At 64.6% G+C, this 22,589-nt stretch carries 21 protein-coding genes; 8 read left to right on the plus strand and 13 right to left on the minus strand.

Annotated features, from left to right (window positions below; genetic code table 11):
• Nucleotides 1-49: 49 nt before the first annotated feature.
• From lptC to kdsD, 3 genes are read right to left on the minus strand one after another with little or no spacing between them, the layout of a single operon-like run.
• Entirely contained in the window at nt 50-649 is a 600-nt protein-coding gene (gene lptC / locus GXB81_RS24735; protein WP_205990578.1) for an LPS export ABC transporter periplasmic protein LptC, read from the minus strand.
• Nucleotides 646-1,206, minus strand: coding sequence for an HAD family hydrolase (locus tag GXB81_RS24740; RefSeq protein WP_167048278.1), 561 nt, complete (start codon nt 1,204-1,206; stop codon nt 646-648). Before GXB81_RS24740 ends, lptC begins: the two co-directional genes overlap by 4 nt.
• Nucleotides 1,206-2,189, minus strand: coding sequence for an arabinose 5-phosphate isomerase KdsD (kdsD, locus tag GXB81_RS24745; protein WP_205990579.1), 984 nt, complete (start codon nt 2,187-2,189; stop codon nt 1,206-1,208). Before kdsD ends, GXB81_RS24740 begins: the two co-directional genes overlap by 1 nt.
• 194 nt (nt 2,190-2,383) lie before the next feature.
• Between kdsD and GXB81_RS24750 the strand changes: the two genes are divergently transcribed.
• The 5 genes from GXB81_RS24750 to purU all read left to right on the plus strand — a co-directional run bounded on the left by GXB81_RS24750 (nt 2,384) and on the right by purU (nt 7,651).
• A complete protein-coding gene (locus GXB81_RS24750; protein ID WP_205990580.1) occupies nt 2,384-4,390 on the plus strand; it encodes a cation:proton antiporter in 2,007 nt (668 codons plus the stop codon).
• 80 nt (nt 4,391-4,470) lie between these two features.
• Nucleotides 4,471-5,037 (plus strand): adenine phosphoribosyltransferase, encoded by a 567-nt coding sequence (locus GXB81_RS24755; RefSeq protein ID WP_205990581.1) that lies wholly within the window; start codon nt 4,471-4,473, stop codon nt 5,035-5,037.
• 100 nt (nt 5,038-5,137) lie between these two features.
• The gene (locus GXB81_RS24760) at nt 5,138-5,752 is read left to right on the plus strand and encodes a LysE family translocator (RefSeq protein ID WP_205990582.1); all 615 of its coding nucleotides are present in this window, start codon (nt 5,138-5,140) and stop codon (nt 5,750-5,752) included.
• 71 nt (nt 5,753-5,823) lie between these two features.
• Entirely contained in the window at nt 5,824-6,672 is an 849-nt protein-coding gene (locus GXB81_RS24765) for a DUF4743 domain-containing protein (protein WP_205990583.1), read from the plus strand.
• Nucleotides 6,673-6,781: 109 nt separating this feature from the next.
• Entirely contained in the window at nt 6,782-7,651 is an 870-nt protein-coding gene (purU, locus tag GXB81_RS24770; protein ID WP_205990584.1) for a formyltetrahydrofolate deformylase, read from the plus strand.
• A 77-nt stretch (nt 7,652-7,728) separates the two neighbouring features.
• Here the strand turns inward: purU and GXB81_RS24775 are convergent, their stop codons facing one another.
• From GXB81_RS24775 to uvrA, 3 genes are all read right to left on the minus strand, one after another.
• Nucleotides 7,729-8,985, minus strand: coding sequence for a PepSY-associated TM helix domain-containing protein (locus GXB81_RS24775; RefSeq protein ID WP_205990585.1), 1,257 nt, complete (start codon nt 8,983-8,985; stop codon nt 7,729-7,731).
• Between the two features lie 370 nt (nt 8,986-9,355).
• Nucleotides 9,356-10,441 carry an AI-2E family transporter gene (locus GXB81_RS24780; protein ID WP_167048264.1) on the minus strand — a complete coding sequence of 362 codons (1,086 nt, stop codon included), beginning with the start codon at nt 10,439-10,441 and terminating at the stop codon, nt 9,356-9,358.
• Nucleotides 10,442-10,475: 34 nt separating this feature from the next.
• A complete protein-coding gene (uvrA, locus tag GXB81_RS24785) occupies nt 10,476-13,349 on the minus strand; it encodes an excinuclease ABC subunit UvrA (RefSeq protein WP_205990586.1) in 2,874 nt (957 codons plus the stop codon).
• A gap of 196 nt (nt 13,350-13,545) precedes the next feature.
• Here uvrA and GXB81_RS24790 point away from each other — a divergent pair, with 196 nt between their 5' ends.
• Both GXB81_RS24790 and GXB81_RS24795 read left to right on the plus strand, forming a co-directional pair.
• Complete coding sequence (locus GXB81_RS24790) at nt 13,546-14,733, plus strand: MFS transporter (protein WP_167048260.1); 1,188 nt, start codon at nt 13,546-13,548, stop codon at nt 14,731-14,733.
• Nucleotides 14,734-14,891: 158 nt separating this feature from the next.
• Nucleotides 14,892-15,422, plus strand: coding sequence for a single-stranded DNA-binding protein (locus tag GXB81_RS24795; RefSeq protein WP_167048258.1), 531 nt, complete (start codon nt 14,892-14,894; stop codon nt 15,420-15,422).
• 264 nt (nt 15,423-15,686) lie between these two features.
• Here GXB81_RS24795 and GXB81_RS24800 read toward each other — a convergent pair whose 3' ends face one another.
• Entirely contained in the window at nt 15,687-15,914 is a 228-nt protein-coding gene (locus GXB81_RS24800; protein WP_205990587.1) for a hypothetical protein, read from the minus strand.
• 367 nt (nt 15,915-16,281) lie between these two features.
• Here GXB81_RS24800 and GXB81_RS24805 point away from each other — a divergent pair, with 367 nt between their 5' ends.
• Nucleotides 16,282-16,779, plus strand: a complete 498-nt coding sequence (locus tag GXB81_RS24805; RefSeq protein ID WP_205990588.1) for a hypothetical protein — start codon at nt 16,282-16,284, stop codon at nt 16,777-16,779.
• A 71-nt stretch (nt 16,780-16,850) separates the two neighbouring features.
• Here the strand turns inward: GXB81_RS24805 and GXB81_RS24810 are convergent, their stop codons facing one another.
• From GXB81_RS24810 to GXB81_RS24835, 6 genes are all read right to left on the minus strand, one after another.
• Nucleotides 16,851-17,648 carry a DUF4239 domain-containing protein gene (locus GXB81_RS24810; RefSeq protein ID WP_167049721.1) on the minus strand — a complete coding sequence of 266 codons (798 nt, stop codon included), beginning with the start codon at nt 17,646-17,648 and terminating at the stop codon, nt 16,851-16,853.
• Between the two features lie 184 nt (nt 17,649-17,832).
• Nucleotides 17,833-18,648 carry a c-type cytochrome gene (locus GXB81_RS24815; RefSeq protein WP_205990589.1) on the minus strand — a complete coding sequence of 272 codons (816 nt, stop codon included), beginning with the start codon at nt 18,646-18,648 and terminating at the stop codon, nt 17,833-17,835.
• Nucleotides 18,645-20,270 carry a b(o/a)3-type cytochrome-c oxidase subunit 1 gene (locus GXB81_RS24820; RefSeq protein ID WP_167049725.1) on the minus strand — a complete coding sequence of 542 codons (1,626 nt, stop codon included), beginning with the start codon at nt 20,268-20,270 and terminating at the stop codon, nt 18,645-18,647. The genes GXB81_RS24815 and GXB81_RS24820 overlap by 4 nt, the downstream gene beginning before the upstream one ends.
• Nucleotides 20,257-20,829: a cytochrome C oxidase subunit II gene (locus tag GXB81_RS24825; RefSeq protein WP_167049727.1), complete on the minus strand. Its 573-nt coding sequence runs from the start codon at nt 20,827-20,829 to the stop codon at nt 20,257-20,259. Before GXB81_RS24825 ends, GXB81_RS24820 begins: the two co-directional genes overlap by 14 nt.
• A gap of 2 nt (nt 20,830-20,831) precedes the next feature.
• Entirely contained in the window at nt 20,832-21,005 is a 174-nt protein-coding gene (locus GXB81_RS24830; RefSeq protein ID WP_167049729.1) for a hypothetical protein, read from the minus strand.
• 35 nt (nt 21,006-21,040) lie between these two features.
• On the minus strand, nt 21,041-22,306 hold the full coding sequence (locus GXB81_RS24835) for a cytochrome c (protein ID WP_240159354.1): 1,266 nt from the start codon (nt 22,304-22,306) through the stop codon (nt 21,041-21,043).
• Nucleotides 22,307-22,589: the final 283 nt, after the last annotated feature.

The following is a 22,589-nucleotide window of genomic DNA, read 5'->3' on the forward strand; positions in this document are numbered from 1 at the left end:
CGGGGGAACGATTCGTTCATGCAGTCATGCCTGGAATGAATGGCCCGGGTTAGTGGGGCGAGCCGCCGCCGGCGTCGGTTGCGGCGATTGCGCCTCTTACATTGCCGAACAGCTGCATAACCCGGGTGACATTGTTGTATTTCATGCCGCTGGCAGTCATTACCGACATGCCGCGCTGAAGTTTAACTGGCTTTTCGGTCTCGATCACATCGTCGTTGACGAGCACCCTGAAATGCTCGGAATCGGCCTGCATCTGCGGATCGCCGTTGCCGGGCGCGCGCAGGATGCGGGCATTCTGGTACAGATTGACGATCGAGGCGTCCGCGTTGACCGTGCCGGTGTCGCCGGTCGCGGTGACGATCGGCTTGCCGGGCTGGAACGCGCGCATGGCCGGCTTGACGAGGTCGCTCATTTCGTCGTCCTCGTAATGGATCAGCGATTGCGCGGTCAGCCGGTATTGCGTCGCGCCCGACTGGTCGAGTTCGGAAACCGAGAAGTTGTCCGCGAAATAGTCGGGCGTGTGTTCCTTGGGGCGTACCTCGTTGTCGCTCTTGCGCGGCAGGGTGGCTTGCAGCAGCCACCAGGTGATGCCGGCGAGCGCCGCCATCGCGACGAGCGGAATCAGCGAAGTCAGGCGAAACTGGTTCATCCGACGAGGCCCCGCTGCTCGCCGCTGCAGGCCGCCGCAAGCAGTGCTTCGTATTTGTGCTGCGCGCGCAGCAGCGTGTCGCACACTTCGCGCGCCGCGCCGTGGCCGCCGCGCGCCTCGCTGACCCAGTGCGCCCGCGCGATCACCTCGGGATGCGAATTGGCCGGCGCGGCCGCGAAGCCGACGCGCAGCATTACCGCGAGATCGACCCAGTCGTCGCCCATGTAGCCGCAGTCTTCGGCGGCGAGGCCGGTTTGCTGCAGCAGGTCGGCGAAGGCCGCCGGCTTGTCCTGCACGCCCTGATAGACGTGCGTGATGTTCATTTCCTTCACGCGTGCCGCCACGATGCCGGACTTGCGCCCGGTGATGATGGCGGTTTCGATGCCGGCCTCGCGCAGCAGCTTCATGCCGTGGCCGTCCATCGAGTTGAAGCCCTTCATCGTGTCGCCTTCCGCCGTGAACAGCAGGCCGCCGTCGGTCAGCACGCCGTCGACGTCGAAAATCATCAGCTTCACGCGGCTGGCGCGTTCAGTCGCGGTAAGGGGAGCCACGGCCATCAGATCACCTTCTTGGAGAACAGGTCGTGCATGTTGAGCGCGCCGATCAGCTTGCCCGCTTCGTCGACGACCAGCATCTGATTGATGCGATAACGCTCCATCAGTTCCACGGCTTCGACCGCGAGGTGATCGGGGCCGATCGTGCGCGGGCTGGCCGTCATGACCGAGGCGATCGGCAACTGGCGGAAATCGCCGTCGCGTTCGAGCACGCGGCGCAGGTCGCCGTCGGTGAAGATGCCGGTCACGCGGCCGTTATGGTCGACCACCGAGGTCATGCCCATGCGCTTCGCGGTCAGCTGGAAGAGCGCGTCGCTGACGGTCGACTCGGGCGTGACCCGCGGCAACTGCTCGCCGGTGCGCATCACGTCGCGTACATAAGTGAGCAGGCGCCGGCCGAGCGCGCCGCCCGGATGCGAGCGCGCGAAATCGTCGCGGCCGAAGCCGCGCGCGTCGAGCACCGCGACCGCGAGCGCGTCGCCGAGCGCGAGCGCGGCGGTGGTGCTGGCGGTGGGCGCGAGATTCATCGGACAGGCTTCTTTGGCGACGGCGGAATTCAGGTGCACGTCGGCCAGTTGCGCGAGGCTCGACGCCGAGCGGCCCGTCATCGCGATCAGCTTCGCGCCGATCCGCTTGATGAGCGGCAGGATCGCCACGAGTTCTTCGGTTTCGCCGGAATTGGATAGCGCGAGGAAGACGTCGTCGGCGGTGACCATGCCGAGGTCGCCATGGCTTGCTTCCGCGGGATGCACGAAGAACGCCGGCGTGCCGGTGCTCGCCAGCGTGGCCGCGAGCTTGCGGGCCACGTGGCCGGACTTGCCGATGCCGGAAACGACCACGCGTCCGCCGCAACCCAGGATGAGATCGACCGCGCCGACGAAGCTGCCGTCGAGCTGATCGCGAAGCGCGCGTACGGCGTCCGCTTCGATGTCGAGCACGTCGCGAGCCAGCGCGAGTGCCCTGTCGCCATTGATTTTCGCTATCATTCGCGGAGTATAGCAAAGGCGCCTGTTCGCCGCGCCGGGCCTGCTGTGCCAAGCCGCCGGCTGCACGAGCTTTTCGCCAGCCCCTTTAGCAGCCCTTTAGCGTTTTTTTCCGGCCCCCCGACCCTGCCGCGCGGTGTCCTGCGCGCGCGGGTTCCGTTGACGAACGAGGACGCCTCACCCATGCGTTTTTGCCGATGATTTCCCCGCTCGAAATGACGTTGTTCCTGCTGCTGGCATCGGTGGCGGGCGTGGTGATCTTTCGCTTCCTGAATCTGCCGCCGATGCTCGGCTATCTGACGGTCGGCATCGTCGTCGGGCCGCATGCGTTCGGGCTGATTCTCGATTCGGCGGGCGCGCAGAACCTCGCCGAATTCGGCGTCGTGTTTCTGATGTTCTCTATCGGCCTCGAATTTTCGCTCTCCAAGCTGCGCTCGATGCGCCGGCTCGTGTTCGGCCTCGGCTTGCTGCAGGTGATCGGCACGGTCGCGGTGGCGGTGTCGCTCGGCTTCGTGCTCGAGCGCTGGGTGCATATCACGTGGCAGGCGAGCGTGGCGCTGGGCGGCGCGCTCGCGATGTCGTCGACGGCGATCGTCAGCAAGATGCTCGCCGAGCGGCTCGAAATCGAAACCGAGCACGGCCGCAATATCTTCGGCGTGCTGCTGTTTCAGGATCTGGCGGTGGTGCCGCTGCTCATCATCATTTCCGCGCTCGGCGGGCGCTCGGAGAATCTGGTCAGCGCGCTCGGCATCGCGGCGATCAAGATCGTCGTGGCCTTGGCGCTGCTGCTGATCGTCGGCCAGAGCTTCATGACGCGCTGGTTCAACGTGGTTGCGCGGCGCCGCTCGCAGGAACTGTTCATCCTCAACCTGCTGCTCGTCACGCTCGGCGCCGCGTTCATCACCGACAAGTTCGGCCTGTCGCTCGCGCTCGGCGCGTTCATTGCCGGCATGCTGATCGCCGAGACACCGTACCGGCATCAGGTGGAAGAAGACATCAAGCCGTTTCGCGACGTGCTGCTCGGGCTCTTCTTCGTGACGACCGGCATGCTGCTCAATCCGCGCGTGATCTGGGAGCATCCGCTCATCGTGCTGGGCTTTTTCGTCGGGCCGATTTTGCTGAAGGCCGTGATGATCACCGGCCTCGCGCGGCTCTTCGGCGCGACGCCGGGCGTGGCGATGCGCACCGGCATCGGCCTCGCGCAGGCCGGCGAGTTCGGCTTCGTGCTGCTGAACCTGATTCTCGACCGCCATCTCGTCGACGCGACGCTGTTGCAGGCGATTCTCGCGGCGATGCTGCTGTCGATGCTCGCCGCGCCGTTCATGATCCAGAACGCCGACCGCATCGTGCTGCGGCTGTCGTCGACCGAATGGATGATGCAGTCGCTGCAGATGACACGCATCGCGACGCAAAGCCTCAAGCAGAGCGGCCACGTGATCATTTGCGGCTACGGCCGCGCCGGGCAGAACCTCGCGCGCATGCTCGAACACGAAGGGCTCTCGTACGTCGCGCTCGACCTCGACCCGGACCGTGTCGCGGCGGCCGCGGCGGCCGGCGAATCGGTCGTGTTCGGCGATGCGGGGCGGCGCGAATCGCTGCTGGCGGCGGGCCTGCACCGCGCGGCTGCGATCGCGATCACCTATGCGAATACGCCCTCGGCATTGCGCGTGCTGCACAACATCCACGAGATGGAGCCGACGCTGCCGGTCATCGTGCGCACCGTCGACGATTCCGATCTGGAAAAGCTGCTGGCCGCCGGCGCGACCGAAGTGATTCCGGAGATCGTCGAGGGCAGCCTGATGCTCGCCTCGCACACGCTCGTCGTGATGGGCGTGCCGATGCGGCGCGTGGTGCGGCGCGTCGAGGAGATGCGCGACGAGCGCTATTCGCTCTTGCGCGGCTACTTCCACGGCGCCGACGACATCGAGGACGACGACGGCCACGAACAGGTGCGGCTACAATCGGTTCCGGTCGACGCCAGCGCCGACGCAGTGGGCCGCACGCTCGCGGAGCTGGGCCTGTTCGAACTCGGTGTCGAAGTGACCGCGATCCGCCGGCACGGCATCCGCGGTGTCGAACCGGACCCGTCGACGAAACTGCGCGCGAGCGACATCGTGGTGCTGCGCGGTCTGCCCGAACAACTGGCGCAAGCCGAGGAACGGCTCTCGAAGAAGCATCGCCGCGCGGGCGCCGCCGCGGCCTGACGCCGGCCGCCGAAGTGAGTCCTTTACGAATCCTTTAGCCAGCTTTTCACCGGGCCTTTCCAGGTCCATCCGGAGTCATCATGTCCAACGCGCTCGCGAGCGCGCCGCTCGATGCGGCCGACTACATCAGAAGTCACATTCGCACGGTGCTCGACTGGCCGCAGCCCGGCGTGCAGTTTCGCGACATCACGCCGCTGTTGCGCGAGCCGAAGTCGCTGCGCGTGCTGATCGACCTGTTCGTGCAGCGCTATATCGACGCGAAGCTCGACTACATCGCCGGGCTCGATGCGCGCGGCTTCATCATCGGGCCGATCGTCGCGCATGAGCTGAGCCTCGGCTTCATCCCGATCCGCAAGGCGGGCAAGCTGCCGTACAAGAGGATCTCGCAATCGTACGAACTGGAGTACGGCACCGCGACCGTCGAGATTCACGAGGATGCGTGCGAACCCGGCGACCGCGTCGTAATCATCGACGATCTGATCGCGACCGGCGGCACGATGATGGCCGGCAAGCAGTTGCTCGAACGGCTCGGCGCGGTCGTCGTGGAAGGCGCGGCGATCGTCGATCTGCCCGAGCTGGGCGGTTCGACGCTGTTGAGCGAGGGCGGCCTTGCGCTGTATACGGTGACGAGTTTCGACGGACATTGAGCGTGCGGTGCCGCGCGTGCCGCACCCGGCACGCAACCGCCCGGCACTCATCCGGCATTCATCAGATACTCACCCGCCGCCCCACGAGAAGGCCACGACGATGCCCAACTTCCTGCTGTTTCTCGCCACCTCGATCGCGATTACCGTGGCGCCCGGTCCGGACAATCTGCAGGTGCTCGCGCGCGGCATCTCGCAGGGCCGCGCGGCCGGCTTCGTCGCCGCGCTCGGCTTTGCCGCCGGCATCACGTTTCATACGACGCTCGCGGCGCTCGGCGTCGCCGCGCTGCTGCGTTCGTTGCCGCTCGCGTTCGAGGCGATCAAGCTCGCGGGCGCCGCATATCTGGTCTGGATCGGCATCAAGGCGCTGCGCAGCGAGGGGCTCGCGACCGCGCATCAGCGCGCGCCGCAGCCGCTTGGCGCGGTGTTCCGCCAGAGCGTGCTCGGCAATCTGATGAACCCGAAGGTCACGCTGTTCTTCGTCGTGTTCCTGCCGCAGTTCGTGCAGCCGCATGGCGCGCAAAGCGTGACGGTGCAGATGCTCGAACTCGGCGTGCTCTTCATGTTGCAGACGGTCGTGGTGTTTTCGCTGTTCGGCGTCTGCGCGGGCCTCATCGGCGGCTGGCTCAGACGGCGGCCGCGCGTGGGCGTGTGGCTCGATCGCCTGGCCGGCGCGACGTTCATTGCGATCGGGATTCGCGTCGCGTTGCATGATTGAGACGTGTCGACCGACACGCTTGCATTTGCTTTGCTTAGGTTCGCCGTCGTGCGGACAGTCTGGAGTTTTCGATGACTTTGCCTTGCATCACCGCCGCGCGCCGCTTCGACGCCAGCGCTCACCGGCCGTTCAGAATCGGCGCCGAACAGGTCGGCTGGATTCGCGAACACGACGTGCCGTTGCTCGCGCGCTGGCCCGACGTGTTCGAAATCGCTAGCGATGCCGTGACGCTTGCCGCCGCATTCGACACCGTCGATCTACGCAGCGCGGCGCTCGCTTCGGTGATCGGCGCGCTCGCCGCCGATGGCCGCATCCCCGGCTGGCGCAACGAGACCTACGCGATCCGCAACGCGTTCGACGCGCCGCCGCTCGCCTATATCGAGCGCGCCGCGTCGCGCTTCTTCGGCACGATGACCTACGCGGTGCATCTGAACGGCATCGTAGAATACGCGGACGGTGCGCCGCAATTGTGGATCGCGCGCCGCAGCGAGACCAAGGCGACCGACCCCGGCATGCTCGACAATGTCGTCGCGGGCGGGATCGGCTGGGGCTTCGGCGTCGGCGAGACGATCGTCAAGGAATGCTGGGAAGAAGCCGGCATCCCGGCGGAGATCGCCTCGCGCGCGGTCGCGGGCCGCACCGCGCATGTGCTGCAATCGCTGCCGGAAGGCACGCAGGCCGAGCAGATTTTCATCTACGACCTTGCGCTGCCCGCCGACTTCGCGCCGCGCAACCAGGACGGCGAAGTGGGCGAACACCGGCTTGCGCGTATCGACGAAGTCGCGCGCTGGGTCGAGGAAGGCGCGCTGACGGTGGATGCGAGCCTCGCCACGCTCGACTGTCTGCTGCGCCGCCGCTGGATCGACGAGGACGCGTGCGCGGGCATCGACGCGCTGTTCGCGCCGCCGAAGCAGGGCTAGGTTAGGCGCCTGGATTCTTAAGCGCCAGGATTCGGCTCGCCCCGCACAGCCCGTACGCACTGAACGCACTGAAACAAACCACGCATTGAAGAAGGGAGTCACCGAGGTCATGTCGACCGATCACAGCTTTATCCTCAAACTGTCGTGCGCCGACCGGCCCGGCATCGTTCACGCCGTGTCGGGCTTTCTGTTCGAGCGTGGCAGCAATATTCTCGACTCCGCGCAGTTCGGCGACAGCGGCACCGGCGAATTCTTCATGCGCGTGCATTTTCAGCAGGTGGGCGGCGATCCGGGGCTCGACGCGTTGCGTGCCTCGTTCGCGACGCTCGCCGAACAGTTCGGCATGTGCTGGGAGTTGCACGATGCGAGCGTGAAGCCGCGCGTCGTGATTATGGTGTCGAAAATCGGCCACTGCCTGAACGATCTGCTGTTCCGCTACCGCACCGGTCAGATCAACATCGACATTCCGGCGATCATCTCGAACCACAAGGAGTTCTACCAGCTCGCCGCGAGCTACGACATTCCGTTCCATCACTTCCCGCTGCTCGGCGGCACGCCGGACGCGAAGGCCGCGCAGGAAGCGCGCGTGCTCGACGTCATCAACGAGCATCGGGCCGACCTCGTGGTGCTCGCGCGCTACATGCAGATTCTGTCGCCGACGCTGTGCGAAGCGCTGGCCGGCCGCGCGATCAACATTCACCACTCGTTCCTGCCGAGCTTCAAGGGTGCGAAGCCGTATTACCAGGCGTTCGATCGCGGCGTGAAGCTGATCGGCGCGACCGCTCACTACGTGACGACCGATCTCGACGAAGGCCCGATCATCGAGCAGGAAGTCGAGCGCGTCGATCACAGCATGACGCCGGAGCAACTGACGGCGATCGGCCGCGACGTCGAATGCGTGACGCTCGCGCGTGCGGTGAAGTGGCACGTCGAGCATCGCGTCGTGCTGAACGGCAGCAAGACGGTGGTGTTCCGCTAACCGTTGCCGAATAGGCATTGCGCCGGTCGAGGCCGGCGCAATGGCGGTTTTCCTGGCGTGACGTCCCTCGCGCTCTCCTATGAGCGCACGGCCGTTCCACTCGCGCCGTTCGTTCCATGGGCTCCGTCCGGGTTGCGCGCGAGAAGATTCGCGTTATGCGCGGAACGGCGGCGCGCGTTCAGCTTCTTCAGCCAGATCAGCAGGCCCGTGATGCTCAGCACGGCTACTGCGATACCGGTCGCACTGATCAGAATCCGTCCGCCCAGGCCCAGAATGCGCCCCGAGTGCAGCGGGAATTGCACCTGCATGAAGATGTCGCCCGCGGTGCCCTTGCCGGGAATCTGCGCGGCGAGCTGTTTGCCGGTGACGGCGTCCCAGTACATCCACGGGTTGCCGAGGCCGATGTCGCCGTGATCGTTGCCGGGCGCATAGAAGCCGACGCCGTACGCATGCAGGCCTCCGGCGTAGTAGAGGCCGCCCGGCGGTACGGCCAGATGCCTGTCCTTGCCGGCCTGTCGCGCGATGTCGACGATGCGCTCGCGGCTCAATACCCGATCGCCCGGCTGCGGCGCGCGCAGGATTTCCGGGTTGTTGATCGGATCGGGCGTCAGCGTCGAGAGGCGCGAGACGATCGGGCGCACCACCTGCGACGACAGGTTCATCGAGATCGACGTCAGCGCGACGATCATCAGCACGCCCCAGATCCATACGCCGCCGGAGCGGTGCAGATCGAACGTGAGCGCGTAGCCGCCGCGCTTCAGGCGGAACGCGAACGACTTGCGCCAGGCCTTGAAGCTTGGAAACGACAGGCATAGCGCGATCGCGCTATCGAACAGCCAGACGATGCCGACGATCCCCATCAGCCACGTGCCGACGTCGAAGCCGCCCATGAACGGCAACTGCAGCGTGTAGTGCAGCTTGTAGATGAATGGAATCAGGTTGAGCCGCGCGAGCGACACGGCGCCCCATTCGCGGCGTCCCTGGATTTCGCCGGTGACGGGATCGACGGCGATCTGGTTGAAGTCGAGCGGGTAGGGCTTCCTGGTGGCCGGATCGGTGCGCGGCAGCACCATCATCTGCAATGCTTGGCCGGGCTCGACTTCTAGCGGCAGATAGGTCACCTGAAGACGCGGGTCGGCCGCCTCGACGCGGTTCGCGAGTTCGAGGCTCGACAGCGCCGGGCCGGCCGTACGGGCCTGGTAGAACGATGGGTTTAGCGCCGCATCGAGTTCGTGGTCCCAGGCGATGATCGCCCCGGTCAGACCGGCGACGAACAGAAACAACGCGGTGGCGACGCCGAACCAGCGGTGCAGACGGACGAGCTGGCCTCTCATGCGCGAACCGGCCGGGCGAAGCGGAAACCCGGGGCCGAGCCAGGGCGGAAATTCAGGCGAAATATCACGATGCGAATCGTCTTGCAAATGGGAATTATTCTCATCTTATGGGCTTGTACGATCCGCTGCAAGTTTTCTGTCAGGGAAAACGCTGTCGTGTGTGGCAAGTCGTGTGTCGCAGCGCAAGGCGAAAAAAAGCGGCACCGTAGTGCCGCTTTGCTTTGCCAGCGTGGCTCAGTGTGAGCTTGAGCCGTCCGTTCTCGAATGTCCTACCCGGCGCGAGCGCCGGCTTCGATCAACCGGTTCGGCCGCGAGGCCCGCCCGCCTTATCCGCTCCTTCCGTCTTTTCTGCCCCTTCCACCGCTTACGCTCACACGAGCCGCAGATAAATCAGCTCGCGCTTGATATACGCATAGAAAATCGGCGCCGCGATCACGCCGGCAATGCCGAACGCCGCTTCCATGACGAGCATCGCGATCAGCAGTTCCCAGGCGCGCGCCTCGATCTGTCCACCGACGATCCGCGCGTTCAGGAAGTATTCGAGCTTGTGAATGAGGATCAGGAACACGAGCGACATGACCGCCGCCGGGAAGCTGACCGACAGCGCGACCGCGACGATGATCGTGTTCGAGATCAGATTGCCGATCACCGGCAGCAGCCCGACGATGAACGTCACCAGCACCAGCGTTTTCGACAGCGGCAACTGATCGTGAAAGAGCGGCAGGATCACGAGCAGGAAGATCGCGGTGAATACCGCGTTGAGCGCGGAAATCTTCACCTGCGCGAACACGATGCGGCGGAAAGCGTCGGCGAAACGCGTCACGCGCGTGACGAACGCGGTGGACAGCGGCAGCCGCTGGATATGCTTCTGCGCGCCGACCGCGATGATCGCGCCGATGATCATGCCGAGCAGCACATGCGTAAACCCGCGCGCCGCGGTCGTGCCGCCTTGCTGCAGCATGTTCGCGTGCGTGTGCATCAGTTCCGCGGCGCGCGTCTTCATCTGCTCGGTGTCGACCGGCAGATAGTTGGCGATGAACTGCGGAATCCGGCCGCGCGCCTGGTCGATCAGCTGCATGGCCTGATCGAGCAGATTCTGCACGCTCGGCACGTCGTTCTCGAAGTGCTCGATGATGCCGAGCGTGAGCCCCGTCAACGCGCCGACGATCACCGCGGAGAGGATCACCACCGCGAGCCAGCGCGCCCGCTTGCCCGACATGTGGCGCTCGATGCGCGGCGCGATCGTATGCACGAGCTGGAACACGAGCAGCCCGGCGAGCAGCGAGCCGAGCAGTTTCAGTTCGATCACCGCCCACATGGCGAACAGCATCACCACGTAGCTGCCGATTTCGACCGCCGACAGCTTCGGCAGGCTCATGTCGCTGGTCAGCCTGACCGGGCGTGGCCGCAGGTCTTGCACCCGTCCTTCGTCGCGCGCCTGATTCCGCTTGGTCATGGCTTGTTCCGTCTCCAACCCGTGAGGTGCTGCGTTACTTTGCGCTGGCGGTGCGCTTCAGAAGCGGCGCCAGATACTTGCCGGTAAAACTTGCCTTCGACTTCGCGACCTGCTCGGGCGTGCCCTGGGCGATGATCTGCCCCCCGCCCGCGCCGCCTTCGGGACCGAGATCGATGACCCAGTCCGCAGTTTTGATTACATCGAGATTATGTTCGATGATCACGACGGTATTACCCTGGTCGCGCAACCGGTGGATCACTTCCAGCAGCAGCGCGATGTCGTGAAAATGCAGGCCGGTGGTCGGTTCGTCAAGGATGTATAGCGTGCGACCGGTGTCGCGCTTGCTCAGTTCCAGCGAGAGTTTCACGCGCTGCGCCTCGCCGCCCGACAGCGTGGTGGCCGACTGGCCGAGGCGGATATAGCTGAGACCCACGTCCAGCAAGGTTTTCAGCTTGCGCGCGACGACCGGCACGGCCTTGAAGAACTCGTACGCGTGTTCGACCGTCATGTCGAGCACTTCGCTGATGTTGCAGCCCTTGTACTGGATGTCGAGCGTTTCGCGGTTGTAGCGCTTGCCGTGGCAGACGTCGCAAGGCACGTAGACGTCGGGCAGGAAGTGCATCTCGACCTTCAGCACGCCGTCGCCCTGGCACGATTCGCAGCGTCCGCCCTTCACGTTGAACGAGAAGCGGCCCGGGTCGTAGCCGCGTTCCTTGGCGGCCGGCACGCCCGCGAACAGCTCGCGGATCGGCGTGAACAGGCCCGTGTAGGTGGCCGGATTCGAGCGCGGCGTGCGGCCGATCGGCGACTGGTCGACGTTGATGACCTTGTCGAAATGCTCGAGGCCCTCGATCGACTCGTACGGCGCGGGCTCGGTGGACGAGCCGTACAGGTGATGCGAGACCGCGTGATAGAGCGTGTCGTTGATGAGCGTCGACTTGCCCGAGCCGGACACGCCGGTCACGCAGGTCAGGAGACCCACCGGCAGATCGAGCGTCACGTTGTGCAGATTGTTGCCGTGCGCCTCGACGATGCGCAGGTGCCGCTCGTCGGGCTCCTTGCGCTCGTCGGGGAATTCGATCGTGCGCGCGCCCGACATGTACTGCCCGGTCATCGACGCCGCGTTTCGCTGCACCTCTTCGGGCGTGCCCTCGGCGATCACCATGCCGCCGTGCTCGCCCGCGCCCGGGCCCATGTCGACCACGTAGTCGGCCATGCGGATCATGTCCTCGTCGTGCTCGACGACGATCACCGAGTTGCCGAGATCGCGCAGATGCTTGAGCGTCGAGATGAGCCGGTCGTTGTCGCGCTGATGCAGGCCGATCGACGGCTCGTCGAGCACGTACATGACGCCGGTCAGGCCCGAGCCGATCTGCGAGGCGAGCCGGATGCGCTGCGCCTCGCCGCCCGAGAGCGTTTCCGCGCTGCGTTCGAGCGACAGGTAATCGAGCCCGACGTTATTGAGGAACATCAGCCGCGCGACGATTTCCTTGACCACCTTGTCGGCGATCTCGCGTTTCGAGCCTTCGAGGCGCAGCGTCTGGAAGTAGCCGAGCGCGTCGCGCAGCGGCCAGCCGCTGATCTCGAAGATGCCGCGCGCGTCCTCATCCGTGCCGATGCGCACGAAGCGCGCCTCGCGGCGCAGCCGCGTGCCCGCACAAGCCGGGCAGGGCTGGTTGTTTTGATACTTGGCGAGTTCCTCGCGCACGGCGGCCGAATCGGTTTCGCGGTAGCGCCGCTCCAGATTCGGAATGATCCCTTCGAACACGTGTTCGCGCACGGAAGTGCGGCCGCGCTCGTTGATGTAGGAGAACGGAATCTCCTGCTTGCCCGAACCGTACAGCAGGATCTTGCGGACCTTCTCCGGCAGGTCTTCGAACGCGGTGTCGATGTCGAAGTCGTAGAACGCCGCGAGGCTCTGCAGCATCTGGAAGTAGAACTGGTTGCGCCGGTCCCAGCCTTTCACCGCGCCCGCCGCGAGCGACAGCGACGGATGCGCGACCACCCGCTTCGGATCGAAGAACGTGATCTGGCCGAGGCCGTCGCATTCGGGGCACGCGCCCATCGGGTTGTTGAACGAGAACAGGCGCGGCTCCAGTTCCGGCAGCGAATACGAGCAGACCGGGCAGGCGAACTTCGAGCTGAACAGGTGCTCCTTGTCCGTATCCATTTCGAGCGCGACGGCGCGGCCGTCGGCGAGACGCAGCGCCGTTTCGAACGATTCGGCGAGGCGCTGCTTCATGTCCGGGCGCACGCGCAGACGGTCGATCACGACGTCGATCGTGTGCTTGTCGTTTTTCTTCAGCTTCGGCAGCGAGTCGACTTCGTAGATTTTCGCGGTGCCTTCGTTCGCGGTGCCGCCGCCCGAGCGCACGCGAAAGCGCACGAAGCCTTGCGCCTGCATGTCCTCGAACAGATCGGTGTGCTCGCCCTTGCGATCGCTGACGACGGGCGCGAGGATCATCAGGCGCGTTTCCTCGGGTAGCGCGAGCGCCGCGTCGACCATCTGCGAGACGCTTTGCGCTTCGAGCGGAATTTCGTGGTCGGGGCAGTAGGGCGTGCCGACGCGCGCGAACAGCAGACGCAGATAGTCGTGGATTTCGGTGACGGTGCCGACCGTCGAGCGCGGATTGTGCGAGGTCGCTTTCTGCTCGATCGAAATGGCCGGCGACAGGCCTTCGATCAGATCGACGTCGGGCTTTTCCATCAGTTGCAGGAACTGGCGCGCGTAGGCCGAGAGGCTTTCGACGTAGCGCCGCTGTCCTTCCGCATAGAGCGTGTCGAACGCCAGCGACGATTTGCCGGAGCCCGACAGCCCCGTGATGACGACGAGCTTGTGACGCGGTAGGTCGAGATTGACGTTCTTCAGGTTGTGGGTGCGAGCCCCACGAATACGGATTTGTTCCACGGATTTATTCCATGAACTGCGGAAAGAGGAGGAGGCCAAACCTGCTACTATAACGACTTTTCCAGACCGCCGTTACGGCTTCCTGACAGCGGGAACAGGGCGCGAGGGCAGGCTCGAGGTGCGCTGCAGGGCGACGGTTCGGCTCCGTGGGCTCGCCGCGCGGTGTGCCGCCCGGCTCATTCAAACAACGCTTCCGATGTCCAATCCGTCCGCCATCTCCACACGCATGAGCGCGCCCGAATTGCGCGCGACCATGTCGCTTGCCGCCATCTTCGCGTTGCGCATGCTCGGTCTCTTCATGATCATGCCGGTGTTCTCGGTTTACGCGAAGACCATCCCCGGCGGCGACAACGTGCTGCTCGTCGGCATCGCGCTCGGCGCCTACGGCGTCACGCAGTCGATGCTCTACATCTTCTACGGCTGGATTTCCGACCGGGTGGGCCGCAAGCCCGTCATCGCGACCGGCCTGCTGATCTTCGCGATCGGCAGCTTCGTCGCGGCGGGCGCGCACGACATGACGTGGATCATCGTCGGGCGGGTGATCCAGGGCATGGGCGCGGTGTCCTCGGCGGTGCTCGCGTTCATCGCCGACCTTACTTCCGAGGAGCATCGCACCAAGGCGATGGCGATGGTCGGGGGCAGCATCGGCATGTCGTTCGCGGTGGCGATCGTCGGCGCGCCGATCGTGTTCCACTGGCTTGGCATGAGCGGGCTCTTTACGCTGGTCGGCATCTTCGCGATTCTCGCGATCGGCGTGGTGCTGTGGATCGTGCCCGATGCGCCGAAGCCCGTGCACGTGCGCGCGCCGTTCGCCGAGGTGCTGCACAACGTCGAGCTGCTGCGCCTGAACTTCGGCGTGCTCGCGCTGCACGCGACGCAAACCGCGCTGTTCCTCGTCGTGCCGCGCATTCTCGAAGCGGGCGGCCTGCCGGTTGCTTCACACTGGAAAGTTTATTTGCCCGTAATGGGCCTGTCGTTCGTGATGATGGTGCCGGCGATCATCGCCGCGGAACGGCGCGGCAAGATGAAGATCGTGCTGCTTTCGGCGATCGGTCTTATCCTGATCGGCCAGTTGTTATTGGGCGTCGCACCGCATACGATTCTCAGTGTGGCGGCGATCCTCTTCGTTTACTTTCTGGGCTTCAACATTCTCGAAGCCTCGCAGCCGTCGCTGGTATCGAAACTCGCGCCCGGCACCCGCAAGGGCGCGGCGGTCGGCGTGTACAACACCACGCAGTCGATCGGGCTGGCGCTGGGCGGCGTGGTCGGCGGCTGGCTGCTGAAGGCGAACGGCGCGAGCGCGGTGTTCTTCGCCTGTTCGGGGCTCGTGTTCTGCTGGCTTATAATCGCCGCACAGATGAAACAGCCGCCGCGCAAGGCATAGCAGAGCGTATTCGGGGCATGTCCCCGGGGCACGTCCCACGCATCCAGAACTCACCCGGCGGCGGGCAGAGGCGCGTTTCCGGTCTCGGGCCTGCCGGCCATGAGATGCGAACCGCGTAGTGCCGCGCCGCCTGCAAATGGAATCAACAGGAGAAACTCATGGCATCCGTGAACAAGGTCATTCTCGTCGGCAATCTCGGAGCCGATCCGGAAGTCCGTTATCTTCCGAGCGGCGACGCAGTGGCGAACATCCGCCTTGCAACGACGGACCGCTACAAGGACAAAGCGTCCGGCGAAATGAAGGAAGCGACCGAATGGCACCGCGTGGCGTTCTTTGGCCGCCTCGCGGAAATCGTGTCGGAATATCTGAAGAAGGGCTCGTCGGTCTACCTCGAAGGGCGTATCCGCACGCGCAAGTGGCAGGCGCAGGACGGCACCGATCGCTACTCGACCGAAATCGTCGCTGAACAGATGCAGATGCTGGGCGGCCGCGGCGGCGCGTCGATGGGCGGTGGCGACGAAGGCGGCTACAGCCGTGGCGAGCCGATGGAACGTGGTGGCGGCGGCGGTGGCCGGGCGATGTCCGGTGGCGGTTCGCGTGGCGGCAGCGGCGGCGGTGGTGGCGCGAGCCGTCCGAGCGCGCCGGCTGGCGGCGGGTTCGATGAGATGGATGACGATATTCCCTTCTAAAACCTACTTCGCGTAATTTGTGTTGATTGAAGCCCGTGTGCCTTGAGCACACGGGCTTTTTCTTTACCCACGTGCCAAATTGTGACTGGATGGCGTTTTTACTCAACGACTACGTGAAAGAACGGCCCGCGCATATTCGCGTCACCCGTACTGGCTTGTGTTCGAAGAGATGAGCCGTCTATGTAAATCGCATACGGCTACACTTCTTCGCCCATTGAAAATCGCGTCATATCAAGGGCAGATAGCGTGGTGCTCTTCGAACCGTTAGAAGACTGGAACAACGGTATCGACGTGAATACCAAGGGTGTGCCTCACGGTATTGGCGCCTTCCTCTCCCGCTTTTGTCGAGCACGTTATTTCCCAAAATAATTCGATCAGTCGATCTGGAAAATAATAAAAAATAAAACCCAGAACTCCGCCAATTTCGGACACGGCTGATTCAATTTCAGTGCTGCTGCTGATAAAAAGAATTCCGAATGCGGTGCCGTTCAATCAGGCATCACCATCACAAGATTTTTTCGCGATACAGATCAGGGTTGCACGCAGAGTTGCATTAGAGCGCCGTCCGTTTGACAGCGCAATCCCCGGGTTCATGGGCACGTAGCCATCGCCGGCACGATTGCCAGAAGCGCTTGCACAGGCTAATCCCTGTGACCACATCCGTTCGATGATCGACGCTCGTTACGTCGGCCGCATTCGCAACGAAGATGGCAAGCGCATTCCAATAAAGCTCGCTCAATTAAAAAATGCAGTTATCTGTTTGCCATCTTGACAAAAGGCGAATGTCATTTCTCCTGCAATGAATATATCCCGTAATCGACCGTATAAAATTTATTTCGACAAAAATTTGAACGAAATCATGAACCAACCTTATAACTACACATATCACGCTCCAATCAATTCACCCCTGGATACCGAAGGGCTTCATGTGCTAAACGGCCGGGACGGCCTGGAAGAATTGCTCAGGCAGGCTCACAAAGACGCCGCCGCGCTTCAGGATGCCGTCTTGAGGCTGAGCGGCGAACTGCGCGCGGCGAAGATCGACGGTGAAATTGCCAACCGGAAGATCGAAGTACTCACGAGGCTGCAAGCCGAAGTCGTCGCGCTGCGCGGCGACGGCATCGGCACGGTCTCCGAACATGAACGCACCGATCAGCCCGTGGGCGCGACAGCCCGCCCGACAGCGGGAGGTACGCGAGGAGCGGGTCGCCGGGCGCGGATTCTATGGGTCGGCGTAGCGTTGCTGGTTCTGGCATCCGTCGCGCTGGTCGTTTTGCAGAAAACGAACGGGCCGTTGGTACACGACATGATGGACCGTGCGAAGACTTCGTTTCAGGGCACCGTCGATAAACCCTAGTACGCCAATCGAGCCGAGGTTTGCGTCGGCTCGTGCCGCTGCGTTTCGCGCGAGGCATCGGAAATGTCGCCTCACTTGCGCAGATGGTCGAGCGCTCCTCTGAGCGGCGCGCTCGAAATCATGATCGGCCCTGAAAAGGGCGTATCCAGATCGACGATCACGTAGATCGACGAAGCAATCGACACCGCCCCCAGCGTGATCGTGACGAGCGCGAGCGCATTACGCGGCGCGATCAGTCCGAAGCTCAGGAAAATCACGCACAGCCAGAACGTGAGCGTCGTGAAGAACGGCTGCGAGATCGAGCTGTGCGCCTCTTCGATGATTCGCCAGCGTGCGTCGACGACGCGCCGGTATTGCGTCAACGCATCCTCCAGCGTGCGTTGCTGCAGCGAATCGCGCGTGCGCAGTTGCCGCAATTGCTGTCCCACTGACGTCAGCATGTCGCCGAGCTGCTCGTTTTCGAGCGTGCCGGCGCTGTCCTGCGTGCCGACGCGCGGATAGTCGCCGCCCGGCGCCGGCTCGCCCGGCCACGTCGAGGCGATCGCCGCCGCCGTGTACTGGCGCAGCAGGCGTCGCGAGTCGTCGGTATCGTGGCCTAGCTCGCGCAGCGTCGTGTCGAATTCGATCAGCTCGGCGGCAAGGGTGCGCAGATCGTTCGCCGCAGTGTCGAAGCCCGATTTTGCCGAGGCCGTCATCAAGCCGAGCACGAGGGCGGCGAACGTCACGAGCATGCCGATCACGAGCTGGATCAGTTGCACGGTCTCGTGCGCCTTGTGCTCCTCAGGCAGCAGCGGCCGTACACCGACGCCGATGCCGGTCGCGGCCAGCAACAGCACGAACACCAGCACGGCCGAACCGATTTCCGACATACGGAGGACACTCCCGAACAGGAATTGCGTTGCGACACCTTATTGATTTATCTCAAGCCGCACGCGCCATCAAGCCGGCAAAACCATAACGTTTTCTTGCCGTCCGCCGTCGTCCCTTCATGGGGTATTCGCTTAAATTTTAATCACACGTTGTGGACCGGATCGGCGCGGCCTTGGTCGTGCGTTACGGCATCGCCGCATAGTACTTCGCGAGACTTTCGATTTCCTCGGGCGTCATTTGCCGCGCGACGTTGCGCATCTGCTCGTTGATGTCGTTATGCCGGTCGCCCGCCGCGAACGCGTGCAGCTGCGCCGCCAGATAAACCGCCGATTGCCCGCCGAGCCACGGCGCCGCGCCCTTGCGGTCGAGCTGTCCGTGGCAGGCCGCGCAGGGCGCGATATTGCGCTCGGGATCGCCCTGCATCGCGAGCCGCACCGCGTTCGCATCGGGCTCCGCGCCGGCGCGCGAAGTTGACGATGTCGCTTCGGCGCGCGGCAGCGAAGCATAGTAAGCGGCCAGATCGTGCAGATCCTGCTCGCTGCGCGGCGCGATGATCGCCTGCATCACCGCGCTCAGGCGCTGGCCGCTCTGATAGTCGCGCAACTCCTTGTAGATCACGTCGGCGTATTGCCCCGCGAGCGCGGGCGCCGTGACCGGCGGTGTACCGGACACGCCGTGGCACATCGAGCAGTTCTGCGTCGCGATCGTCGCGCCGCGGCCGATCGAATCCGCCGCCGCATGCGTGACTCGCTGCGGCGGCAGCACGACCACTTCACTGGGCACCGTTGCCGGGACGCTCTTGTCGCCGCCGTACCAGCTCGACGGCACGCCCGCCGCGCCGCAGATGCGCGCCCAAAGATCGAGGCCGCCGAACGCCGTGCTCGCCGACGGCAGCCAGACGAAGCCGATCAGTATCGCGACGATCGCAATTGCGATCGTGCCGCCCACGCTCCATGTGAACCATGGATTGCGCAAGCTGAAGACGCGTTCCTCGTTCATCGCTGCGCTCCGATGACGACCGCCGGCACCGAAGTCTGCGGCAGCCTGAGCAGTTGCAGGATCGGCACGCTGTAGTTGACGACCGTGAGCCCGATCATCAGCGAGACCCACAGGCCGAAGCCGTTGAGCGCGACCGGCACGCGCTCGACCGGATGCGCGGCGGTCGCGAAACGGAATGCTTGCGGTTCGGTCGCGGGCCCGAACTGCGACTTCGCGAGGATATAGATGAACAGCCCCCCCGAGACGAGCAGGATCAGCCCGCCGACCGCCGACATGCCGACCCAGAACGCCTGCCCCTGCATGCCCGGCATGCTGTAGTCGTAATAGGCCATGCGGCGCGGCGCGCCGAGCAGGCCGACGTAGTGCCACGGCAGTGTCACGACCATCATGCCGATGAACCACAGCCACAACTGCGTGCGTACGAGCTTCGCCGAGCAGATCGCGCGGCCGGTCAATTGCGGCCACAGTTCATACGCGATCGCGAAGTACATGATGACGATCGCGCCGCCGAAGATCAGGTGGAAGTGCCCGGTCACCCACTGCGTGTTGTGCACGGTCGAGTTCAGCTGATAGCTCATGTTGATGAGCCCGCCCGCGCCGCCGAAGCCGAGCATCACGAACGAGAACGCGATCACGAGCATCATCGGATTGCGCCACGGCAGCGCCGTGAGCCAGCCGAACGCTCCCTTGCCGCCGCGCAGCCGGCCCGCGATTTCGACCGACGCGCAGATCGTGAACACGGTCAGCAGCGTCGGCACCGACACCATGCCGGTGAACACCGCGTGCAGGAACTTGAAGCCCGCGCCGACCTGCGGATCGGCGAACAGATGGTGGATGCCGATCGGCATCGCGAACACGAGGAACAGGATGAACGACACGCGTGCCATCGAGTCGCTGTAGAGCCGTCCGCCGATCGCGCGCGGCACCAGCGTGTAGTACGCGATATACGCCGGGATCAGCCAGAAGTAGACGATCGCATGTAGCGTCCACGAGAACAGGATGCGCGCGAGGCCGGCGTCGATCGTCTTCGTGAGGCCGAAGGCGACCGGCAGGATCTGGAACAGGATTTCGAGCGCCGCGCCGACCGCGGTCCACGCCCACAGATACGCGCCCGCCACGTTGGCGAACATCGCGAGCGGCACCGGCTTGCCCGGATTGGCGCGCTTCCAGATGCGCAGGTTCACGTGCATCAGCGCGACCCAGATCCACGAGCCGATCACCACGAGCACCACGCCGAGGTAGTAGAACGGACTACCGATCATCGGCGGATAGAACGTGTAGAGCACCGAGGCCTCGCCGAGCGCGACCGGCACCATCGCCATGACCGCGCCGACGAGCAGGATGAAGAACGCGGCCCATGCCCACTTGAGGCCCGCGAGGCGCTGCGCGAGCGCAAGCTCGACGATCGCGTAGCCGAAGCCCATCGCGACGAGCGTCGGCAGCGCGTAGGCCATCACGGTGCCGTGCGCGGTCACCGAGCGGTAGTACAGCTCGGGGTCGCCGACCCACGGCAGGAACGGGCTGCGCGCGAGCATCTGCCAGGCGCCGAGCACGAGCGCGACGAGGAACAGCACGAAGGCGAGCCAGAAATGCGCGAGAACGAGTCGCTTAGCGTGAAACACAGCTGAGTCTCCGTGATTGTCGGGCCTGCTCGAAGAAGGCGGCTTTGTCGATCACTTTCACGTGCGCCCACATGGTCTGATGGCCGAAGCCGCAGAACTCGTGACACGGCATCGCGTGGTCGGCGGGATGGTCGAAATAGGTGTTCAGCGTCGAGACGTAGCCGGGCACGATCATCGTGTTGATGTTGGTGTCGTTCACGAGCAGGCCGTGCACGACGTCGGCGCTCGTCGTGCGGATCGTGACCGGCGTGTCGGCGGGCACGAGCAGGCACTGCGGCGTGAACGAGTATTGCTGCGCGACGAAGCGCACGATCACCGAGCCGTCGGGCTGGACCGCGCTGCCGAGATTGTCCTCGACGAATTCGCCGGACAGTTGCAGCCGCGCGGGATCGATCGTCTCGACGCGCGAGGGCGGCATCATCGCCCAGTGCACGCCGGAGAACACGATCACGGCGAGCAGCAGCACGATCAGCGCGCTGGCGAAGATGGCCCAGCGGCGCTCGGCGCGTAACGCGACCGCATGGCCGCTATGGGGTTGATGGCTCGATTCGGTCGACATCGTCAGTGGATGATGCCGCGCGGCAGGAACACCAGAAAGTAGAAGCCGAACCAGATCGCGATGACGATCAGCGTCGCGACGCCGGCGAGCGCGATCGCGCCATGCGGACCGGCGGCGACGATGCGCTCGACTTCGGCGTCGGTGGGCGGCGCGTCGTGGGTGTCGTTCGCTTCCATCTTGCGGTTTTCTCCGTGTTGTCCGGGGCGGCGCGTCAATGCAGCGGCGCGTTGCGCAACGCGTTGACCTCGCGGGCCGTCACCGGCAGCCCGTGATTGCCCCACGCGGTGCGGATAAAGGTGACGACGGCGGCCGCCTCGGTGTCGTTCAGCTCCTGGCCGAACGGCGGCATGCCGTAGGGCTCCGGATTGCGCTTCGTGCCGGGCGGGAAGCCGCCGTTGAGCACGATGCGGATCGGGTTGACGGCCGAATCCATTTCGATCGACTGGTTGCCCGCGAGCGGCGGATAGTGCGGCAGTTGTCCCTCGCCGTTGGCGCCGTGGCAGAGCGCGCATTTGTCCGCGTAGATCTGCTTGCCGAGCGCGAACACCTGCGCGTCGGGCGTCGCGCTCGGGCCGCTCTTGCGGCCGCGATTGTCGGGCAGCGACTTCAGATAGACGGCCATCGCGCGGATGTCGTCGTCCGACAGATACTGCAGGCTGTGATAGGTGACTTCGGCCATCGGACCGTAGACCGCGCCGCGCTTCGAAATGCCGGCCTGCAGCAGATCGACGATGTCCTCGATGCTCCAGTCGCCGAGGCCGCCGTCCTTGTCGGACGTGAGCGACGGCGCGTACCAGTTCTGCACCGGAATCAGCCCGCCCGCGAACTGCTCGCGCTGCGACGAGCCGCCGAGCATGTTGATGCGCGTATGGCACATCGAGCAGTGTCCGAGCCCTTCGACGAGATACGCGCCCCGGTTCCACTCGACCGACTGGGCCGGATCGGGTTTGAACTCGCCCTCGTGGAAATACAGCGTGCGCCAGCCGTACAGCAGCTCGCGCTGGTTGAACGGAAAGCGCAGCGTGTGCTTGCGGTTAGGTTCGCGCACCGGCTCGACGGTTCTCAGGAATGCGAAGATCGCATCCGAGTCTTCGCGCGTGACCTTCGTGTATTGCGCAATCGGCATGGCCGGATAGATCAGCGTGCCGTCGGGCTTGCGGCCCGTGCGCATCATCTTGAAGAAGGCGTCCTCGCTCCACGTGCCGATGCCGTATTGCGGATCGGGCGTGATGTTCGGCGAATAGAGCGTGCCGAACGGCGTGTCCATCGCGAGGCCGCCCGCGAACAGCTTGCCGCGCGGCGCGGTGTGGCAGGCGATGCAGTCGCCGGCGCGCGCCAGATACTCGCCGCGCTTGACGAGGTCGGAGCGGGGGGCGGCGGTGGGTGTGGTGACCGCGGTGGTTGCGGTTGTCGTTGCGTTGGCGGCGGCGGGCGTGGCTTGCGGCGCCGCGGCATGGGCCGTGGTGATCAACGGCATGGCCGGCAGATCGACAAGCAGGCCAGCGCCGCTCGCGATGAGGCCAGCTGCCAGCGAGCCGGCCGCGAGCGATCTCATTGTGTGGCGCGGCTTGCCAAGGCGCGTGACGAAACGCGGAATGGAACTCGACCCGGAAGAACTCAACCCGGATCTCACACCACGATCCGAGCCGAAGCCCAGCCTCGCACCCAGCGAGATCGGAAGAGCGTCGTGGAGGGAAAGCGTGTGAATGAGGGTGTAGTTCGAGGTTGTCGGGATGTCAGTTGAAAAAAAAATTACAACA

This window comes from Paraburkholderia sp. Ac-20336 (assembly GCF_017105025.1).
Taxonomy (GTDB): Bacteria; Pseudomonadota; Gammaproteobacteria; order Burkholderiales; family Burkholderiaceae; genus Paraburkholderia.

What these genes read in the sequence shown, in the direction of transcription:
- GXB81_RS24805 (WP_205990588.1), top strand. Translation starts at nt 16,282, where the DNA reads ATGAACCAACCTTATAACTACACATATCACGCTCCAATCAATTCACCC.
- GXB81_RS24795 (WP_167048258.1), top strand. Translation starts at nt 14,892, where the DNA reads ATGGCATCCGTGAACAAGGTCATTCTCGTCGGCAATCTCGGAGCCGAT.
- GXB81_RS24755 (WP_205990581.1), top strand. Translation starts at nt 4,471, where the DNA reads ATGTCCAACGCGCTCGCGAGCGCGCCGCTCGATGCGGCCGACTACATC.
- kdsD (WP_205990579.1), bottom strand. Translation starts at nt 2,189, where the DNA reads ATGATAGCGAAAATCAATGGCGACAGGGCACTCGCGCTGGCTCGCGAC.
- GXB81_RS24825 (WP_167049727.1), bottom strand. Translation starts at nt 20,829, where the DNA reads ATGTCGACCGAATCGAGCCATCAACCCCATAGCGGCCATGCGGTCGCG.
- purU (WP_205990584.1), top strand. Translation starts at nt 6,782, where the DNA reads ATGTCGACCGATCACAGCTTTATCCTCAAACTGTCGTGCGCCGACCGG.
- GXB81_RS24740 (WP_167048278.1), bottom strand. Translation starts at nt 1,206, where the DNA reads ATGGCCGTGGCTCCCCTTACCGCGACTGAACGCGCCAGCCGCGTGAAG.
- lptC (WP_205990578.1), bottom strand. Translation starts at nt 649, where the DNA reads ATGAACCAGTTTCGCCTGACTTCGCTGATTCCGCTCGTCGCGATGGCG.
- GXB81_RS24765 (WP_205990583.1), top strand. Translation starts at nt 5,824, where the DNA reads ATGACTTTGCCTTGCATCACCGCCGCGCGCCGCTTCGACGCCAGCGCT.
- GXB81_RS24760 (WP_205990582.1), top strand. Translation starts at nt 5,138, where the DNA reads ATGCCCAACTTCCTGCTGTTTCTCGCCACCTCGATCGCGATTACCGTG.
- GXB81_RS24815 (WP_205990589.1), bottom strand. Translation starts at nt 18,648, where the DNA reads ATGAACGAGGAACGCGTCTTCAGCTTGCGCAATCCATGGTTCACATGG.
- GXB81_RS24830 (WP_167049729.1), bottom strand. Translation starts at nt 21,005, where the DNA reads ATGGAAGCGAACGACACCCACGACGCGCCGCCCACCGACGCCGAAGTC.
- GXB81_RS24775 (WP_205990585.1), bottom strand. Translation starts at nt 8,985, where the DNA reads ATGAGAGGCCAGCTCGTCCGTCTGCACCGCTGGTTCGGCGTCGCCACC.
- GXB81_RS24780 (WP_167048264.1), bottom strand. Translation starts at nt 10,441, where the DNA reads ATGACCAAGCGGAATCAGGCGCGCGACGAAGGACGGGTGCAAGACCTG.
- GXB81_RS24810 (WP_167049721.1), bottom strand. Translation starts at nt 17,648, where the DNA reads ATGTCGGAAATCGGTTCGGCCGTGCTGGTGTTCGTGCTGTTGCTGGCC.
- GXB81_RS24790 (WP_167048260.1), top strand. Translation starts at nt 13,546, where the DNA reads ATGTCCAATCCGTCCGCCATCTCCACACGCATGAGCGCGCCCGAATTG.
- GXB81_RS24835 (WP_240159354.1), bottom strand. Translation starts at nt 22,306, where the DNA reads ATGCCGTTGATCACCACGGCCCATGCCGCGGCGCCGCAAGCCACGCCC.
- GXB81_RS24750 (WP_205990580.1), top strand. Translation starts at nt 2,384, where the DNA reads ATGATTTCCCCGCTCGAAATGACGTTGTTCCTGCTGCTGGCATCGGTG.